The 15,216-nt window shown below is 70.3% G+C and carries 14 protein-coding genes and 2 tRNA genes; 12 read left to right on the top strand and 4 right to left on the bottom strand.

The features are described from left to right. Window positions 1-143 precede the first annotated feature (143 nt). On the top strand, window positions 144-839 hold the full coding sequence (locus AB0B96_RS05040; RefSeq protein WP_362896626.1) for a class I SAM-dependent methyltransferase: 696 nt from the start codon (window positions 144-146) through the stop codon (window positions 837-839). Between the two features lie 136 nt (window positions 840-975). Continuing rightward, entirely contained in the window at window positions 976-1,587 is a 612-nt protein-coding gene (locus AB0B96_RS05035; protein WP_362896624.1) for a DinB family protein, read from the top strand. 90 nt (window positions 1,588-1,677) lie between these two features. On the opposite strand, the gene AB0B96_RS05030 is transcribed toward AB0B96_RS05035, so the two are convergent. Together AB0B96_RS05030 and AB0B96_RS05025 are read right to left on the bottom strand one after the other, a co-directional pair. Then, window positions 1,678-3,051 (bottom strand): sigma-70 family RNA polymerase sigma factor, encoded by a 1,374-nt coding sequence (locus AB0B96_RS05030; protein WP_362896622.1) that lies wholly within the window; start codon window positions 3,049-3,051, stop codon window positions 1,678-1,680. Window positions 3,052-3,120: 69 nt separating this feature from the next. Next, a complete protein-coding gene (locus AB0B96_RS05025) occupies window positions 3,121-3,528 on the bottom strand; it encodes a YciI family protein (protein WP_362896620.1) in 408 nt (135 codons plus the stop codon). Between the two features lie 264 nt (window positions 3,529-3,792). Here AB0B96_RS05025 and AB0B96_RS05020 point away from each other — a divergent pair, with 264 nt between their 5' ends. After that, a complete protein-coding gene (locus AB0B96_RS05020) occupies window positions 3,793-4,851 on the top strand; it encodes an LLM class flavin-dependent oxidoreductase (protein ID WP_350942872.1) in 1,059 nt (352 codons plus the stop codon). Window positions 4,852-5,043: 192 nt separating this feature from the next. Here AB0B96_RS05020 and AB0B96_RS05015 read toward each other — a convergent pair whose 3' ends face one another. Continuing rightward, window positions 5,044-5,355, bottom strand: a complete 312-nt coding sequence (locus tag AB0B96_RS05015) for a hypothetical protein (protein ID WP_350942873.1) — start codon at window positions 5,353-5,355, stop codon at window positions 5,044-5,046. Between the two features lie 103 nt (window positions 5,356-5,458). On the opposite strand from AB0B96_RS05015, the gene AB0B96_RS05010 reads away from it, so the two are divergent. Beyond that, entirely contained in the window at window positions 5,459-8,890 is a 3,432-nt protein-coding gene (locus AB0B96_RS05010) for a BTAD domain-containing putative transcriptional regulator (protein ID WP_362896617.1), read from the top strand. A gap of 94 nt (window positions 8,891-8,984) precedes the next feature. Here AB0B96_RS05010 and AB0B96_RS05005 read toward each other — a convergent pair whose 3' ends face one another. Then, the gene (locus AB0B96_RS05005) at window positions 8,985-9,626 is read right to left on the bottom strand and encodes a hemerythrin domain-containing protein (protein ID WP_362896615.1); all 642 of its coding nucleotides are present in this window, start codon (window positions 9,624-9,626) and stop codon (window positions 8,985-8,987) included. 276 nt (window positions 9,627-9,902) lie between these two features. Here AB0B96_RS05005 and AB0B96_RS05000 point away from each other — a divergent pair. The 8 genes from AB0B96_RS05000 (at window position 9,903) to AB0B96_RS04965 (ending at window position 15,160) form a co-directional block, all read left to right on the top strand. Beyond that, window positions 9,903-9,975: transfer RNA gene (locus tag AB0B96_RS05000), tRNA-Thr, on the top strand. Window positions 9,976-10,185: 210 nt separating this feature from the next. Next, window positions 10,186-10,259, top strand: a tRNA-Met gene (locus tag AB0B96_RS04995). Window positions 10,260-10,338: 79 nt separating this feature from the next. After that, on the top strand, window positions 10,339-10,503 hold the full coding sequence (gene rpmG / locus AB0B96_RS04990; protein WP_030921771.1) for a 50S ribosomal protein L33: 165 nt from the start codon (window positions 10,339-10,341) through the stop codon (window positions 10,501-10,503). Window positions 10,504-10,822: 319 nt separating this feature from the next. Next, on the top strand, window positions 10,823-11,269 hold the full coding sequence (locus tag AB0B96_RS04985) for a MaoC family dehydratase N-terminal domain-containing protein (RefSeq protein WP_350942876.1): 447 nt from the start codon (window positions 10,823-10,825) through the stop codon (window positions 11,267-11,269). A gap of 1 nt (window position 11,270) precedes the next feature. Further along, window positions 11,271-11,699, top strand: coding sequence for a MaoC family dehydratase (locus tag AB0B96_RS04980; protein ID WP_362896613.1), 429 nt, complete (start codon window positions 11,271-11,273; stop codon window positions 11,697-11,699). Between the two features lie 283 nt (window positions 11,700-11,982). Beyond that, on the top strand, window positions 11,983-13,248 hold the full coding sequence (locus AB0B96_RS04975) for a glycosyltransferase family A protein (RefSeq protein WP_362896611.1): 1,266 nt from the start codon (window positions 11,983-11,985) through the stop codon (window positions 13,246-13,248). A 41-nt stretch (window positions 13,249-13,289) separates the two neighbouring features. Beyond that, a complete protein-coding gene (locus AB0B96_RS04970; RefSeq protein WP_362896609.1) occupies window positions 13,290-14,327 on the top strand; it encodes a UDP-N-acetylmuramate dehydrogenase in 1,038 nt (345 codons plus the stop codon). 263 nt (window positions 14,328-14,590) lie between these two features. Continuing rightward, window positions 14,591-15,160: a TMEM165/GDT1 family protein gene (locus tag AB0B96_RS04965; RefSeq protein WP_350942880.1), complete on the top strand. Its 570-nt coding sequence runs from the start codon at window positions 14,591-14,593 to the stop codon at window positions 15,158-15,160. Window positions 15,161-15,216: the final 56 nt, after the last annotated feature.

Raw genomic sequence — 15,216 nt, 5'->3', positions numbered from 1 at the left:
CCGAATGCGAATAACTGTTATAGCGTTTTTACAGGTTACTATAAGTGGGGCGTGGGCGTAGGGAGGAGGGCCGTCGGCGCCGACCTCGTGTCGCCCCGGAAATTCGTTCGCGGACGAACGGCCGTCGTCGTCATGATGTGTCGATGCCTCAGCAGACCGCGTACCACGACGCCCTCGGCGACTACTTCGCCGGCCACGCCGACATCAGCCCCTACAACGCCTACACCGATCGGCCCGCGATGCTGGAACTCGCGGGTGACGTCGCCGGTGCGAGGGTCCTCGACGTCGGCTGCGGAGGCGGGCACTACGCCGCCGACCTGCTGGCGCGGGGCGCCGAGGTGGTCGGTGTCGACGGCAGCGCCACGCTGCTGGAGCACGCGCGGGCACGGGTGGGCGAACGGGCCGAGTTGCGGCTGCACGACCTGGAGGAGCCGCTGGACTTCGCCGGCGACGCGTCGTTCGACGGTGCCGTGTGCGCGCTGGTGTTCCACCACCTCACTCGTCGCGCGCAACTGCTGGGCGAGTTGCGCCGCGTGCTGCGGCCCGGCGGGTGGCTGCTGGTCTCGACGACCCATCCGACGGCCGACTGGCGCCACTTTGGTGGCTCGTACTACGCCGACGACTGGGTCGATCTTCCCCTCAAGAGCGGCTCGTTCTCCATCCGCTACCAGCGCATGCCGCTGGAGACGTTCCTCGGTGAGCTGCTGACCGCCGGATTCGTCCTGGAACGGCTCGTCGAGCCGCGACCGGTACCCGGCCTGCGAGAGATCGACGAGGCCAGATACGACAAACTGCACCGGACGCCGTCCTTTCTCTCCGTCAGGCTGACTCGTCCCTGACGTGTGGACGACGGAGCCCCTGTCGAGGGCGCACAGGCGCGGCTTTTTCGGCATGGGGCGGTAAGGCGACGAGCGCCTGTCAGGAAGGTTCAGGGCCCCAGGCTGCCGTCGGCGCCGGAGTGGAAGGATGTCCGCCATGGCTGAATCGGACATGAAGTCGGACCTCCACCACTACCTGCGGACCGCCCGCGAAGCCCTGCTGTGGAAGCTGGACGGGCTCTCGGAGTACGACATCCGCCGCCCGCTGACGTCGACCGGTACGAACCTGCTGGGACTGGTCAAACATGTGGCCAGTGTCGAGCTGGGATACTTCGGCGAGACTTTCGGGCGGCCGTCCGCGGAGCCACTTCCCTGGTTCGAAGACGGAGCAGCACCCAATGCGGACATGTGGGCGACCGCCGATGAATCGCGCGAAGAGATCGTCGGGCTGTATCACCGCGTATGGACGCACTCGGACGCGACGATCGAGGCATTGGCGCTGGACGCGATCGGCCGGGTGCCGTGGTGGCCGGATGACCGGAGTCAGGTGACACTGCACCGGATCCTGATACACATGATCGCCGAGACGAACCGCCACGCCGGACACGCCGACATCGTCAGGGAGATCATCGACGGAGCCGTCGGACTGAGTAAGAACAGAGATGCCATGGCACTGGGTGACCAGGGATGGTGGGAGGGCTACCGAGACCGGTTGGAGCATGTCGCGCGAGAGGTCGGCGGGGAAGCCGAGCCTTCGGTGCGGCCCTAGAGACCCGGGCACCCGGCCACGTCAACTGTTCACAACGTTCGTGGTTCTTGTGGTCCCGGAAGGTCACGGCCATGATCGGGGCGGTGTCGATCACGCTTCGTGACCGTAGCCTTCGGTCAGGATCTCTTCCACTCGTTCCGAGGTGTCGCCCTGACCTGTTTGACAGGTGCCGAAGAGGGTCGGCAGGCCATTGGGGCTGAGTTCCGGCTGGTCCGGGACGGTGAGTCTGGCGGCGCGGGTGGTGAGGTAGTCGCGTTCCGGGGCGCTCGTGGTGCGGCTCGCCGCCGCGCGGTAGTCGGCGAGGGCCGCCCGCCGGTCACCGGCCATCTCCAGCAGGTGGGCACGTGCCGTGTAGAAGCGGTGGTGGTCGGCGAGACGGTCGTCGGCGCCGAGTGTTCTGAGCATGTCGAGGCCGATTTCCGGACCGTGCGCCATGGCGGCGGCGACCGCGCGGTTGAGGGAGACCATGGGGTTGTCGGACATGCGTTCCAGCAGGCCGTACAGCGCCAGGATCTGCGGCCAGTCGGTCTCCTCGGCCGTCGCCGCCTCGTCGTGGACCGCGGCGATCGCCGCCTGGAGCTGGTAGGGGCCGACCGCGCCCCTGGACAGGGTGGCGGTGACGAGCGCGACGCCCTCGGCGACGGCGGCGCCGTTCCACAGGCTCCTGTCCTGCTCCGCGAGGGGGATCGGGGTGCCGCCGGGGTCGGTACGGGCGGGACGCCGGGCGTCGGTGAGCAGCATCAGCGCGAGGAGCCCGGCCACCTCGCAGTCGTCGGGGAGCAGGTCGTGGGCCATCCTGGTCAGCCGGATCGCCTCGCGGGACAGCTCCACCCGCTGCAGGTCGGGTCCGGCGCTGCTGGCGTAGCCCTCGTTGAAGACGAGGTAGAGGACGTGAAGCACCGAGCCGAGCCGTCGCGCCCTTTCCTGGGGAGCCGGCATGCGGAACGGGATCCCCGAGGCCTTGATGCGCTGCTTGGCCCGGCTGATCCGCTGCGCCATGGTCGGCTCGGGCACCATGAACGCCCTGGCGATCTCGGCCGTGGTCAGGCCGCCCACGGACCGCAGGGTGAGGGCGATCGCCGACGCCGGGGTGAGCGCCGGGTGGCAGCACAGGAACAGGGTGGTGAGCGTGTCGTCCCGGTCCGTCTCGTACGCGTCGTCCGCCGGTGGGGCGGTCCGCCGGTCGGAGGACTCCCGAGTGGCGACCAACTCCTCCCGGCGGCGCCGCGCCTGCTCGTTGCGTACCTGCTCGGTCATCCGGCGGTACGCGACCTGGATGAGCCATCCGCGCGGGTTGGCCGGGACGCCCTCGTCCGGCCACTGGGCCGCGGCGTCGATCAGTGCCTCCTGGACCGCGTCCTCGGCGGCGGCGAAGTCCCCGAACCGTCGGGTGAGCACGCCGACGACCTGCGGCACCAGCGGGCGCAGCAGGTCGTCGACGGCGTCGGCGGCAGGGCTATCCAACGGTCACAGCCCTTTGGGTGCCACGCCGGCCGGTGGTCGCGGTCCTCCGGGGACCGGGCCGTTCAGCGGTCACAGTTCCTCGGAGGGAGCGGCCGACATCACCTGGCGCAGCTCTATCGGCATGTTCAGCGGCCGGCCGCCGGGGCCGGGGGCCGCCGAGATGTGCGCGGCGAGGTCGATCGCCCGCTCGGGGCTCTCGCAGTCGACGATCCAGTAGCCGACCAGGAACTCCTTCGTCTCGGGGAAGGGGCCGTCCGTGACGACGGCCGCGCCGCCCTCCCCGGCCCGTACGATCTTGGCCTGGTCGGGGGCCGCGAGTCCCTGGGCGTCCACGAACTCCCCGGACTCGACGAGCTTGCCGTTCGTGTCGTGCATGAACTGGATGTGGGCCTGGAGGTCCCCGACGGGCCAGGTGTCGATCGGCGGCACCGCGTCCTTCATCTGCCCGCTGAACTGCATCAAAATCATGTACTTCATGCCATCGCTCCTCACGTTCGAGCGTCCTCCTCGACGCTCTCACCCACAGGTAGAAGCAGGCGACCGTGTTCTCGACATTCTGGCCGACATTCGGCGAAAAAAAGTTCCCGCCACGGCGCCGGAGGGTGAAGTGCCAGGTCAGGGGTGGGGTGGGGGGTGCCGGAATTCTCGCCCCGATGCCGTGGTTTCGTCTACTGCCCGTGCCGGTGAGAGCCTTGAGAGGCTGTTGAGAGGCGGTTGGGAAACCGTTGGGAAAGAGGGAGCATGGTCGCACCGCTTGAGTTCGCGATCGACACGTTCGGCGACGTCACCGCCGACGCGGACGGAAACCGGCTGCCGTACGCGCAGGTGATCCGCAACGTCGTCGAGGAGGCGGTGCTCGCCGACAGCGTGGGGATCGACGCCATCGGCGTCGGGGAGCACCACCGGGACGACTTCGCGATCTCGGCACCGGAGATCGTGCTGGCGACGATCGCCGGTCGCACCGAACGCATCCGCCTCGGCACCGCGGTGACCGTGCTCAGCTCGGACGACCCGGTACGGGTCTTCGAGAAGTTCGCGACCCTGGACGCGGTGTCCCAGGGCCGCGCGGAGATCATTCTCGGCCGCGGCTCGTTCACGGAGTCGTTTCCGCTGTTCGGTTTCGACCTGGCCCAGTACGAGGAGTTGTTCGAGGAGAAGCTCGACCTGCTCTCCCATCTCCTGGAGGAGGGCCCCGTCACGTGGCAGGGCCGGCTCCGTGCCGGGCTGAAGGACCAGCACGTGTATCCGAAGACGGAGTCCGGCCGGCTGCGCACCTGGATCGGCGTCGGCGGCAGCCCTCAGTCCGTGGTGCGCGCGGCGAGTTACCGGATGCCGCTCATGCTCGCGATCATCGGCGGTGCGCCGGCGCGTTTCGCGCCGTACGTCGACCTGTACCACCGCGCCCTCGCCCAGTTGGAGGTCGAGCGGTTGCCTGTCGGGGTGCACTCGCCGGGGCACATCGCCGAGACCGACCGGCAGGCCCGCGAAGAACTCTGGCCGCACTATCGGGCGTTGCACGACCGCATCGGCCGTGAGCGCGGCTGGGGTCCCACGTCCCGGGACGGTTTCGAGACGGAGGCCGACGAGGGTTCGCTCTACGTCGGATCACCCGAGACGGTGGCCGCGAAGATCGCGAAGACCGTGAGCACGCTCGGCGTCAACCGCTTCGAGCTCAAGTACAGCTCGGGGACGCTCGGGCACGAGAAGCTGATGAACTCGATCCGCCTCTACGGCGAGGAGGTCGTGCCGCGGGTGAGGGGGCTGCTGGCCAAGACCTCGGCGACGGCCCCGGCCGGGTGAGCCGAGGGGCGTGCGAGGGCTTTCCGGCCGGGATCCTGGTCAGGGTTCCGGCCGGGTGATCCGAGAGGTGTACGAGGGGCTTCCGGCCGGGAACCGGGCGACGGCCCCGGCCGGGTGAGTCGTGCGAGGGGCTTGCCGGCCGAAGACTCGGTCACGCTTCCGGGCGGGTGAGCCGGGTCACCGCGAGGGAACTCATCCGCCGATCGCGGCCCACAGGGTGTCGAACTCCTGGGAGGTCAGGGCGTTCAGGCCGAAGTCGCCGGGATAGATCGGCCCTTCGGCCAGGAAACCGTGCTCGTCCTCGATGTGGCGCCATGAGTACGTGCGGGCGATGCCGTCCGAGCCGAGCTCGGCGTGTCTCACCGGCCAGTACTCCCCGCCGCTGTCGATGACGGTCTCGAACAGCCACACGTGGCCGTCGCCGTCCACCCCGTGCCAGTACAGGTGTGGCCGGTCGCTCTCGTCGAGCGCCCGGATCGTTTCCCTGCGGCGATCCTGCGACATCGTGCTCCCCGGTGTTCGTCAGAAGTTTGGGTGTTCGTCGAAGGCGAGGAAGGGCTCAGGGCTTGCCAGAAGCAGCCGAAGGGCGCATACCCTGCCTTTTGTTATGTTGCGTGTTCTTGGTCCGCTCCAGGCGGAGATCAACGGCCGTACGGTGGACCTCGGCACCTCCCGGCAGCGGGCCGTGGTGGCCAGGCTCGTCGCGGCGGGCGGGCACGTGGTCTCCACCGATCGTTTCATCGATGACCTGTGGCGCGGGCAACCGCCGCCGAAGGCGCTGGCCGCCCTCCAGGTCTACGTGTCCAACCTGCGGCGGGTGCTCGAACCCGGCCGGTTGCCGCGCACACCCGCCACGGTGCTGGTCAGCGCCGTACCCGGCTACCGTCTGCGGCTGGATCCCGATCAGGTGGACGCCTGGTCCTTCCCCCGGCTGGTCGAGGCCGCCGGGACCGCGCTCGCCGAGAGGGACGGGGCACGGGCACTGGAGACGGTGGACCGGGCACTCGGGTTGTGGCAGGGACCCGCGTACGGGGAGTTCGCCGACGACGAGTGGGCCGAGCCCGAGGCCGCGCGGCTCGAAGAGCTGCGGCTCGTCGCCGTGGAACACAGGGCGGAGGCACTGCTGGCGCTCGGCCGCAACGCGGAGGTCGAGCTTGAGCGGCACGTCCGCGCCCACCCGCTCAGGGAGAACGCGGTACGGCTGCTCGCCCTCGCCTACTACCGGGCAGGGCGGCAGGCCGACGCCCTGGGCGCGATCAGGAGGGCACGCGAGACCCTCGCCGACGAGCTGGGAATCGACCCGGGCCCCGCGCTGCGCGCGCTGGAGGCCGACATCCTGGCCCACGCCGACTCCCTGAACCGGGTGGAGGCGCCCGTCCGGGTACGGACGCCGCTCTCGGACGCCGCGGGGAACGGGGGGAGGGCGCCGGATCAGGGAGGTCGGGGACGGCCGGGGCCGGACCGGGCGGGACGTGATCGCGGCCCGAACCACGACCGGGGTCGGGAGCTCGGCCGAGGTCGAAACGGGGACAAGGGCCAGGAGCACGACAGGGACCACGACAGGGACAGGGACACGGGCCGTGACAGGGGAGAAGGTCGTGCTCTCGACGACCCCGGTTCCGGTCTTGTGGGCCGTACCGAGGAACTGGCGGCGTTGGAAACGGTCGCGCGCCAGGGCGGTGTGCGCACGGTGTGGCTGGGCGGTGATCCGGGAGCGGGTAAGAGCACCCTGGCCACCGCGTTCGCCCGGCGGCTCGCGGAGCGCGGCTGGCTGACCGCGACCGGGCAGTGCCCGGAGACCGACGGCGGGGCGCCGCCCGCGTGGGCGTGGAGCGAGGTGCTGCGCGCCCTGGCCGTGGAACGGCCGCCGGAGGGTGATCTGGCGGTCCGGCTGGCACCGCTGCTGGACGACGACGCCCCGCCCGCGGGACCGTTCCTGCTGGCCCGCGCGGTGGGCGACTACCTCTCCCGGGTCGTCGGGCGCGGCACCCGGCTGCTGGTGGTCATGGAGGACGTGCACCGGGCCGACAGCGAGACGCTCCAGCTTCTGCGTCACCTCGCCACGGGGGGCGCGGAGGCGGACATCATGATCGTCGCGACCTACCGGCCCACCGAGGCCGTCGAGCACCTGGGGGCGACCTGGGCGGCCCTGGCCGGGCGTGACACCCACCGGATCGACCTGGGCGGGCTCGGCGACGAGGACGTGGCACTGCTGCTGCGTGAGCGCTCGGGGCGGGAGGTGGACGCGGTGACCGCCCGGACCGTGGCCGAGCGGACCGGCGGCAACCCGCTGTTCGTCTGCGAGACCGCGCGGCTGATCACCACGGACGGTACCTCGGCCGCCCGCGCGTTGCCGCCGGGCGTGCGCGACCTGATCCGTCGCAGGATCGCCAGACTGCCCGCGACGGCCCAGCGGATCCTGCGGGACGCGGCCGTCGTCGGGAGGGACGTCGACGTCGACGTGCTGCTCACCCTGGAGGGCGCCGAGGAGGACGCCGCCCTCGAAGCGCTGGAGGCGGGCGTGGTGACCGGGCTGCTCACCGAACCCGCCCCTGGACGGGTGCGCTTCGCCCATGTGCTCGTCAGGGAGACCCTGTACGAGGACACGCCGGTACTGCGCCGTACCCGGCTGCACGGCAGGGTCGTCGGCGCGCTGGAGCGGGTCAGGCCGGGGGAGGTCACCGCGCTGGGCCACCACTCGCTCGCCGCGGCCACCCCGGGCTCGGCGGGGCGGGCGGTGCCCTACGCCAGGGCGGCGGCCGAGCAGGCGAGGGGGATGCACTCCTATCGGGAGGCGGGGGCGTTCTACCGGGGAGCGCTGGAACACGTCGACGACGACGCGCTCCGGCTCGACCTGCTCTGCTCGCTGGTGGCCGTACAGGCGCACGAGGGCGACGTACTGGCCGCCAGGGAGAACCGCGAGCGGGCCGTCGCCCTCGCGCGGCGGCTGGGCAGCGGCCTGAACCGGGCGTTGACCGCGTACGACGCGCCGGTGACCTGGTCGATCCAGCCGGGCCGTTACGTGGACCGGCCGCTCGTCGACGCGCTGGTGGCGGCGCTGGACGGCGCCGACGACGAGACCCGCTGCCGGCTGCTGGCCACGCTCGTCTTCGAGCTGGAGGGGCACGACGACGAGCGCTGCCGGGCCTACAGCGCCGAGGCGGTCGAGATCGCCAGGCGCCTGGGGCGTACGGACCTCGTCTGCCTGGCGCTCAACGCCCGTTACTTCGTGCTGCTGACCCCCGGCCGCCGCGACGAGCTGGAGGTCGTGGCCCGTGAGCTGGTCGAGCTCGGCGACCGCGCGGGGCTGCCCGGGTACGCGATGCAGGGACACCATGCCCTGTTCATGGTCAGCCTGGGCCGCTGCGACCTCGCCGCCGCCAGGCACCACGCGGACCGCGCTCTGGAGCACTCCACCACCGGCCAGCTCGGTCTCGCGCTGGGCGTGCTGTCCATGCTCGACACGCTGATCCTGCTGATCAAGGGTGACTTCGAGGGCGCGGAGCGGTCCTACCTGGCCATCGCCGAACGCATGAGAGCCGCCGGAGGGGCGAACGCCCACGTCATAGGGCCCATCGGCCGGTTCGCGGCGCGGCTGGCGGGCGGCCTGCCGCAGGACATCCCCGAGCTGCTGGCGTTGCACGAGCTCGTCCCGGAAGGGCTCTCGGACATCCTGGTCAGGGCGCTGATCGCCGAGGGGCGCCTGGCCGAGGCGCGGACGTACTGGCAGGCCGATCAGGAGCCCCGCCTGGACTACTACTGGCTCCTCTGGCAGGGCCTGCGCGGGGAGAACGCGATCGCGCTGGGCGACCGGCGGGCGGCCGAGCACTGCTACGAGGTCCTGCTGCCCTGGGACGGCGAGCCGGCCGGCATGCACTCGGGATCGATCACCCTCGGGCCGGTCGCCCAGATCCTGGGCGACCTGGCCGTCCTCCTCGGCCGGGACGCGACCGCACACTACGAGCGGGCGGTGGCCGTCGCGGAGCGGATCGGATCACCGCACTGGGCGCGCAGGGCCGCCGAGGCGCTTGGGCGGTGAGAACCCGGATCGAGGGGACGCGCTGAAGGGCCGAAACGAGGAGACGCGGCGAGGAGACGCCGAGGAGACGCCGAGGACGCGGTGAGGATCCCGCTCAGGAGACGGCGAGGGGGCCGAAGATCAGCCGCTGCCGCCGCCGGTGGCCCCGCCGGAACAGGGAGAGCATCACCGTCAGCGGGGGACCGGCGAGCTTGCGCAGCCGGGCCATCTCGTCGGGTTCGGCGTACTGCTCCATCCTCGGCAGGTCGATCCTGACGTTCCCGCCCTTGCGGACCTCCGTCTCGACCCGGTGCCAGTCGGCGACGGACACGTACTTCCTGATGATCGGGAAGAGCAGCCGCTCCTCCTCCGTGATGTGCTCGTCGAGCATGTCGGCGAGCCGGGTGAGGGACTTGGCGAGCGCGGAGGCGTCGCCGGTCGAGGCGAACGCGGCGGCCTGGCCGTCGATCTCGGCCAGCAGCGGGTCGAGGTCGGCGTGGTCGTCGCTCAGGTCGCGCAGGTCCACCTCGGCTCCGGCGGACCGTTCGAGGACGGGCCAGAGCACCTTGTCCTCCATCGTGTGGTGGTGGTGGATGCCCCGGTTCAGCGTGGTGATGAAATCGGCGATGGCGCGGGCACGGGTCTGGTCGGCCGACTGCCGGCCCTCGGCCAGCTGGGTGGCGAGCGTGGCCAGGCGGCGGACGTCACCGCGCATCGCGCGGTGGGTGATCTGGAATCCCAGAAGTTCCGGGGTCATGTCGAGGGCTCCTCGGTCGGTGCGGGCTGCTTACCCGACCACGATGCGACGGTCCTCTTATGGGCTACTTGGTGGTCACTTGGTGGCGAACCACGGCCTTCCGGCATGCCCGTTTCCCCCGCGCACCCAGGCGGGATTCGAGGGGGCGGGCCGAAGATCAGGCGGGGTCCGTCGCGGGGAGCGTGTGGTGGTCCGGGCGGACCTCTATTGATTTCGCATCCCGCTGCGGAGCCGTGTATGGTTACACCTGTCCGCAAGCGAGAGCGACACGGACAGGCCCCTTTAGCTCAGTCGGCAGAGCGTCTCCATGGTAAGGAGAAGGTCTACGGTTCGATTCCGTAAAGGGGCTCAACAGCCTAAAGGCCCTAACCTCCCGGTTAGGGCTTTCGGCTTGGTTGGCCTTAAACAAGCAAAGGCGAGCCAGAAAATACTCAAGGTTCCTGACACGCGAGCGGGCATACTGGGGCAACCCAGAAGAGATCGCCCTGACCTGCACAAGTACGCAGGCACTCTGCGGGTCGGGTATCCTTGCGGGGTCGGTCGATTTCGTCGGCCTCAAGGCGGAGTAGCTCAGCCAGGCAGAGCAAACGGCTCATAATCGTTGTGTCGCCGGTTCAAGTCCGGCCTCCGCTACTACCCACAGGGGCTTCTCCCACCAGAGAAGTCCTGTCGTGGGTTGTCCACTGTCCAGAACGTAGAAAGGCACTCCCAAGTGGCTGCCACCGACGTTAGGCCGAAGATCACGCTGGCCTGCCAGGAGTGCAAGCACCGCAACTACATCACGCGGAAGAACCGGCGTAACGACCCGGATCGGCTTGAGCTGAAGAAGTACTGCCCCAACTGCAAGACGCACCAGGCGCACCGCGAGACTCGCTAGTCTGCGCGAAGCCTTCCGCCGTGGGCGGGAGATGAGTGCTTCATCGGCACGCACACACTCCACGAAAACCGGCGTCCTCCAACGAGGCGCCGGTTTGTCGTATCCGTACAGTTTTCTCGCGCGGGCGTTGACCGTGGAAGAGAACCTGCGGGAGGGCGAGCCGGGCTAGGTTTGCTGGTGGCACACTTCCAGATGGCCGGCCGAGGTCCTGGCGGGTCCGGGCGGGGTCCGGGGGCACGCTTTGGAATCTTGTTCTGTTAGTGTCTCGCTTCCACTCCGGTCCACGGACCGGTCGCGTCGGTATCCGCAAAGGAGCACGATGGCTCTGAACCGTGACTTCGTCGGGCGGGCGTCCGCGCCCTCCTCGCCGTACGAGGTCAGTCGCGTGAAGATCAAAGAGTTCGCGACGGCGATCGGGGACGACAACCCGATCTACCGGGACAGGGAGGCGGCCCAGGCCGCCGGGCACCCCGACGTGATCGCGCCGCCGACCTTCCCCATCGTGTTCAGCCTGGTCGGAGGGACGATCCTGACCGACCCCGAGCTCGGCCTGAACCTCGCCATGGTGGTCCACGGCGAGCAGCGCTTCGAGTACCGGCGGCCGATCCACGCCGGAGACGAGCTGGTGAGCGTCTCCACCGTGACCGACATCCGCAGCGTCGGCCGCAACGAGCTGATCACCGTCAAGAGCGACGTCAGCACTGTCGACGGCGAGCCCGTGTGCACGACCTACAACACCATCGTCGAGCGTGGAGGGGCGGGCTGACATGGCCGCGACGGTCAAGTACGACGAGGTCGAGACGGGCCAGCAGATCCCGCCCGCCGAATACACGGTGCGCCGCGCCAGCCTGGTGATGTACGCCGGGGCCTCGGGCGACTTCAACCCCATCCACTGGAACGAGCGCTTCGCCAAGACCGTCGGGCTCCCCGACGTCATCGCGCACGGCATGTTCACCATGGCGCAGGGCGGCCGGTTCGTCACCGACTGGGTGGGCGACCCCGGCGCGGTCGTCGACTACGGGGTGCGCTTCTCCTCCATGGTGGTCGTCCCCGACGACGAGCAGGGTGCCGTCATCACGGTGAGCGGGCTCATCGAGGAGAAGCTCGAGGACAAGCGCGTGGTGGTCGCCCTGACCGCGAAGTCCAACGACTCCCGGGTCCTTTCCAAGGCCCGCGCGGTGGTCCAGCTGTCGTAGGCGCCCCGTCACGGGCGCGGTCCCGCCCTGCATGGCATGGCCTGGCCGGTCTCATACGGCGCGGCTCCGCCCGGGATTCACCGGATGCGGTCCGCGCCGGTTCGGGACGCGGCTCATCGGCTCGTGACGGTTCGGCTCGTGATCCACGAGCACGGATCGTGTTTCACCGGCAGGGTCCGTGTTTCACCGGCGGAGTCCGTGGTTCACGGGAACGGCCCGTGGTTCACGGCATGCTCCTGGGCAGGGGCCGAATCTTCTTCCTGTCTCGGGGTAGCTCCCCAGCATGAGCGAAGTACCTCCTAACGTGACCGGCCTCGCCGAGCGGCGGGCCAAGGCGCGAGCCGAGCGGGACCACGCCACCGCCGACGCGCTCCGTGACGAGATCAGAAGCGAGGGCTGGCTCGTCCGGGACACCGCTGACGGCTTCGAGCTCATCCCCTCTCCCTCCTTCGAGGTGTGGCCCACGGTGAGTGCCCTGCCCGAGGGGGCGGCGCGGAACGGTTCGGCAGGGAAGCCGGACGCCGCCACGACCGAGGGACGGGTCGACGCCGGGGATGGCGGGGACGTCAAGGACGCTGCGGGGCGGGAAGACTCCGCGGATCCGGGGCGGGTCGCCGAGGCCGCCGACCCCGGACGCGACCCCGGCCGACTCGGCGACCTGGACGCCGAGCGGGTCGCCGAGACCGAGGCGGCGCCCCAGCAGAGGCCCGAGGGCTCGGAGCTGGTCGGCCGGACCGACGATCTCGACGGCCACCCCGAGCGGATGGTCTCCTCCCAGCTGCTGTGGGACGCCAGCCTGTCGATCTCCCGGCTCGACGAGTCGATCGCTCCGCCGGCCGACGCCGAGGAGCCACCGGAGGCGCGGCCGACGGTGACCGTCGCGCTGCTCGTCGACGGCCACCCCGACGAGCTTCGCGAGTGCGTACGCGCCCTGGTCGCCCGTACGGAGGCGAGGATCCTCGCCCTCGACCTGGGAAACGTGGACGGCGCGGGAGAGGTCCTGGAGGAGCTGGCCGAAGAGTTTCCCCGCAGGGTGGAGTCCTGGCACGTGGCCGAGTCGCCGCACTGGAGGGGAGGCTCCGCGGGATGGGGTGAGAGCAGGGACAAGCTGTTGCGTCTCGACACCTCGGACGTGCACGTCGTGATGGACACCTCCGTGATCCTGGAGGGCGACGCCGTCACCCCGCTGGTCAAGGCGCTGGACGACGATGTGACCGCGGCCGGGTGGAAGGGCGTGAACCCCCGTGAGGACGACAAGGAATGGCTGGAGGCCGAGCCGGGCGAGGTCCGGGGGCTGCTCGGCCACCTGTTCGCGATCAGGCGTGACACCGCGCTCGCCGCCGGGGGGTTCCCCGCCGACGCCCGCTACTACCGCAACGCCGACCTGGAGTTCTCGCTCAGGCTGCCCGGCACGCTCGTCGCCCTGGGAAAGGATCTCCCGGTCCGTCAGGAACGGCACCGCCGCGACGACGGCGCGGACCCCGAATATCGCGACAGGGAGTCCCGGCGGACCTATGGCCGGGTGCTGAAGCTGCTGCGCTCCCCGTAGGCTGGTCGCGGATTTCGGCCGGGTGGCGGGTGGGGAAGCGCATGACGGAGCGGGTGGCGGGGGTACGGCTGGCGCCGTACACGACGCTGGGGCTGGGGGGACCGGCCGGGGCGTTCGTGGAGGCGGGGTCGTCCGAGGAGATCGTCGAGTTGGTGGCGGCGGCCGACCGGGCGGGCGAGCCGGTGCTCGTGCTGGGGGGCGGCAGCAATCTGGTCGTCTCCGACGCGGGCTTCGACGGCCTGGTCGTGCGCGTCGCCTCCCGGGGGGTCGAGATCGAGGGGGACCTGGTCACCGCGCAGGCGGGCGAGGACTGGGACGCTCTGGTCGAGCGCGCGGTGCGGGAGGACCGGTCGGGTGTGGAGTGCCTTTCCGGCATTCCCGGGCTGGTCGGGTCCACGCCGATCCAGAACGTCGGAGCCTACGGGCAGGACGTCTCCCAGACGATCACCGCCGTCCGCGTCTACGACCGCCGGGCCGGTGAGGTGCGGGACCTGACCGCGCGGGAGTGCGGGTTCGCCTATCGGCACAGCGCGTTCAAGGATGATCTGGGGCGATACGTCGTGCTCGCGGTCACCTACGAGCTGGCCGAAGACGCGCTGTCCGGCCCGGTCGCCTACCGGGAGCTGGCCTCCCGGCTCGGCGTCGCCCTGGGCGAGCGGGTGCCGCTCGCCCAGGCCCGTGCGGCGGTGCTGGAGCTGCGCGCGGGCAAGGGCATGGTCCTGGACGCCGCCGACCCCGACACCCGCAGCGCGGGGTCGTTCTTCACCAACCCGGTGCTCGCCGCGGCGCAGGCCGCCGAGCTTGAGTCGCGGGCGCCGGGGTTTCCCCGCTGGGACATGCCGGACGGGGCGGTCAAGGTCCCGGCGGCGTGGTTGATCGAGAACGCCGGGTTCCCGAAGGGCTACCGGCGCGGCCCGGCCCGCATCTCCACCAAGCACACCCTCGCCATGACGAATCCGGAGCTGACGGCCTCGACGGAGGAGCTCCTCGACCTCGCCCGGGAGGTGCGGGACGGCGTCCTGGAGAAGTTCGGCGTCACCCTGGTCAACGAGCCCGTGATGGTCGGCACCCGGCTCTGAGGTGGGAATGGGCATTCGATTTCTGCTGCTATGGTCTGATGGAAAGACCCGAAGGGGAGTAGTCCCAATCGCGTGATCGACATGCTGGCGCCTGAGGCGCCCGGTCGCGCGGGCCTCGGATCCGGCCGGTTCGGCCCGGCTTCGCGGCGGACGAGACCTTCGGCCTGGCAGGCATTAACTGGATGCCGCCGGGCCGAAGACGTGCCCGAAACTCCCCGGGTATCCCCTTCCGCCCGGCTGCGTACGCGGGAAGGGCACCTTCGTTGGAAGCGTTCTGGATCAGTCTTGCTGTGATCTTCGTGGCCGAACTCGGCGACAAGAGCCAGCTCATGGCGATGACCTTCGCCACCCGGTTCAAGCCGTGGCCGGTCCTCGCCGGAATCACCCTGGCCACCGCGGTGGTCCACCTGTTCAGCGTCGCCCTGGGCGGGCTGGTCGGCGACTTTCTCCCCACCACGGCGATCACGATCATCGCGGGCATCGCCTTCCTGGGCTTCGCGCTGTGGACGCTGCGCGGGGACGAGCTGACCGACGAGGAGTCGCAGAAGGCGCAGCGCACCACCCGGTCGGCGATCATCGCCGTGACCGTCGCCTTCTTCCTCGCCGAGTTGGGGGACAAGACGATGCTCGCGACCATCACCCTCGCCACCCAGTACGGCTGGTTCGGCACCTGGATCGGCTCGACGGTGGGCATGGTCGCCGCGGACGCCCTCGCCATCGTGGTCGGCCGGATGCTCGGCAAGCACCTGCCGGAAAAGATCATCCGGTACGGCGCCGCCGCGGCCTTCGCCGTCTTCGGTGTGATCCTGCTGCTCGAACCGCTGTTCGCCTGATCGGAGCCGGTACGACCGCGTGTGGTCGGCGGCGGTGGAGCAGGGGGATCAGGGCG

It is taken from the genome of Streptosporangium sp. NPDC049046 (assembly GCF_040649155.1).
Lineage (GTDB): Bacteria > Actinomycetota > Actinomycetes > Streptosporangiales > Streptosporangiaceae > Streptosporangium.
The sequence above is the reverse complement of the archived record's forward strand: the minus strand, read 5'-3'. Positions and strand labels throughout refer to the sequence as shown.

Coding starts and splice junctions, on each gene's coding strand:
- AB0B96_RS05040 (WP_362896626.1), top strand. CDS start 144: ATGCCTCAGCAGACCGCGTACCACGACGCCCTCGGCGACTACTTCGCC.
- AB0B96_RS05035 (WP_362896624.1), top strand. CDS start 976: ATGGCTGAATCGGACATGAAGTCGGACCTCCACCACTACCTGCGGACC.
- AB0B96_RS05025 (WP_362896620.1), bottom strand. CDS start 3,528: ATGAAGTACATGATTTTGATGCAGTTCAGCGGGCAGATGAAGGACGCG.
- AB0B96_RS05020 (WP_350942872.1), top strand. CDS start 3,793: ATGGTCGCACCGCTTGAGTTCGCGATCGACACGTTCGGCGACGTCACC.
- AB0B96_RS05015 (WP_350942873.1), bottom strand. CDS start 5,355: ATGTCGCAGGATCGCCGCAGGGAAACGATCCGGGCGCTCGACGAGAGC.
- AB0B96_RS05010 (WP_362896617.1), top strand. CDS start 5,459: ATGTTGCGTGTTCTTGGTCCGCTCCAGGCGGAGATCAACGGCCGTACG.
- AB0B96_RS05005 (WP_362896615.1), bottom strand. CDS start 9,626: ATGACCCCGGAACTTCTGGGATTCCAGATCACCCACCGCGCGATGCGC.
- AB0B96_RS04985 (WP_350942876.1), top strand. CDS start 10,823: ATGGCTCTGAACCGTGACTTCGTCGGGCGGGCGTCCGCGCCCTCCTCG.
- AB0B96_RS04980 (WP_362896613.1), top strand. CDS start 11,271: ATGGCCGCGACGGTCAAGTACGACGAGGTCGAGACGGGCCAGCAGATC.
- AB0B96_RS04975 (WP_362896611.1), top strand. CDS start 11,983: ATGAGCGAAGTACCTCCTAACGTGACCGGCCTCGCCGAGCGGCGGGCC.
- AB0B96_RS04970 (WP_362896609.1), top strand. CDS start 13,290: ATGACGGAGCGGGTGGCGGGGGTACGGCTGGCGCCGTACACGACGCTG.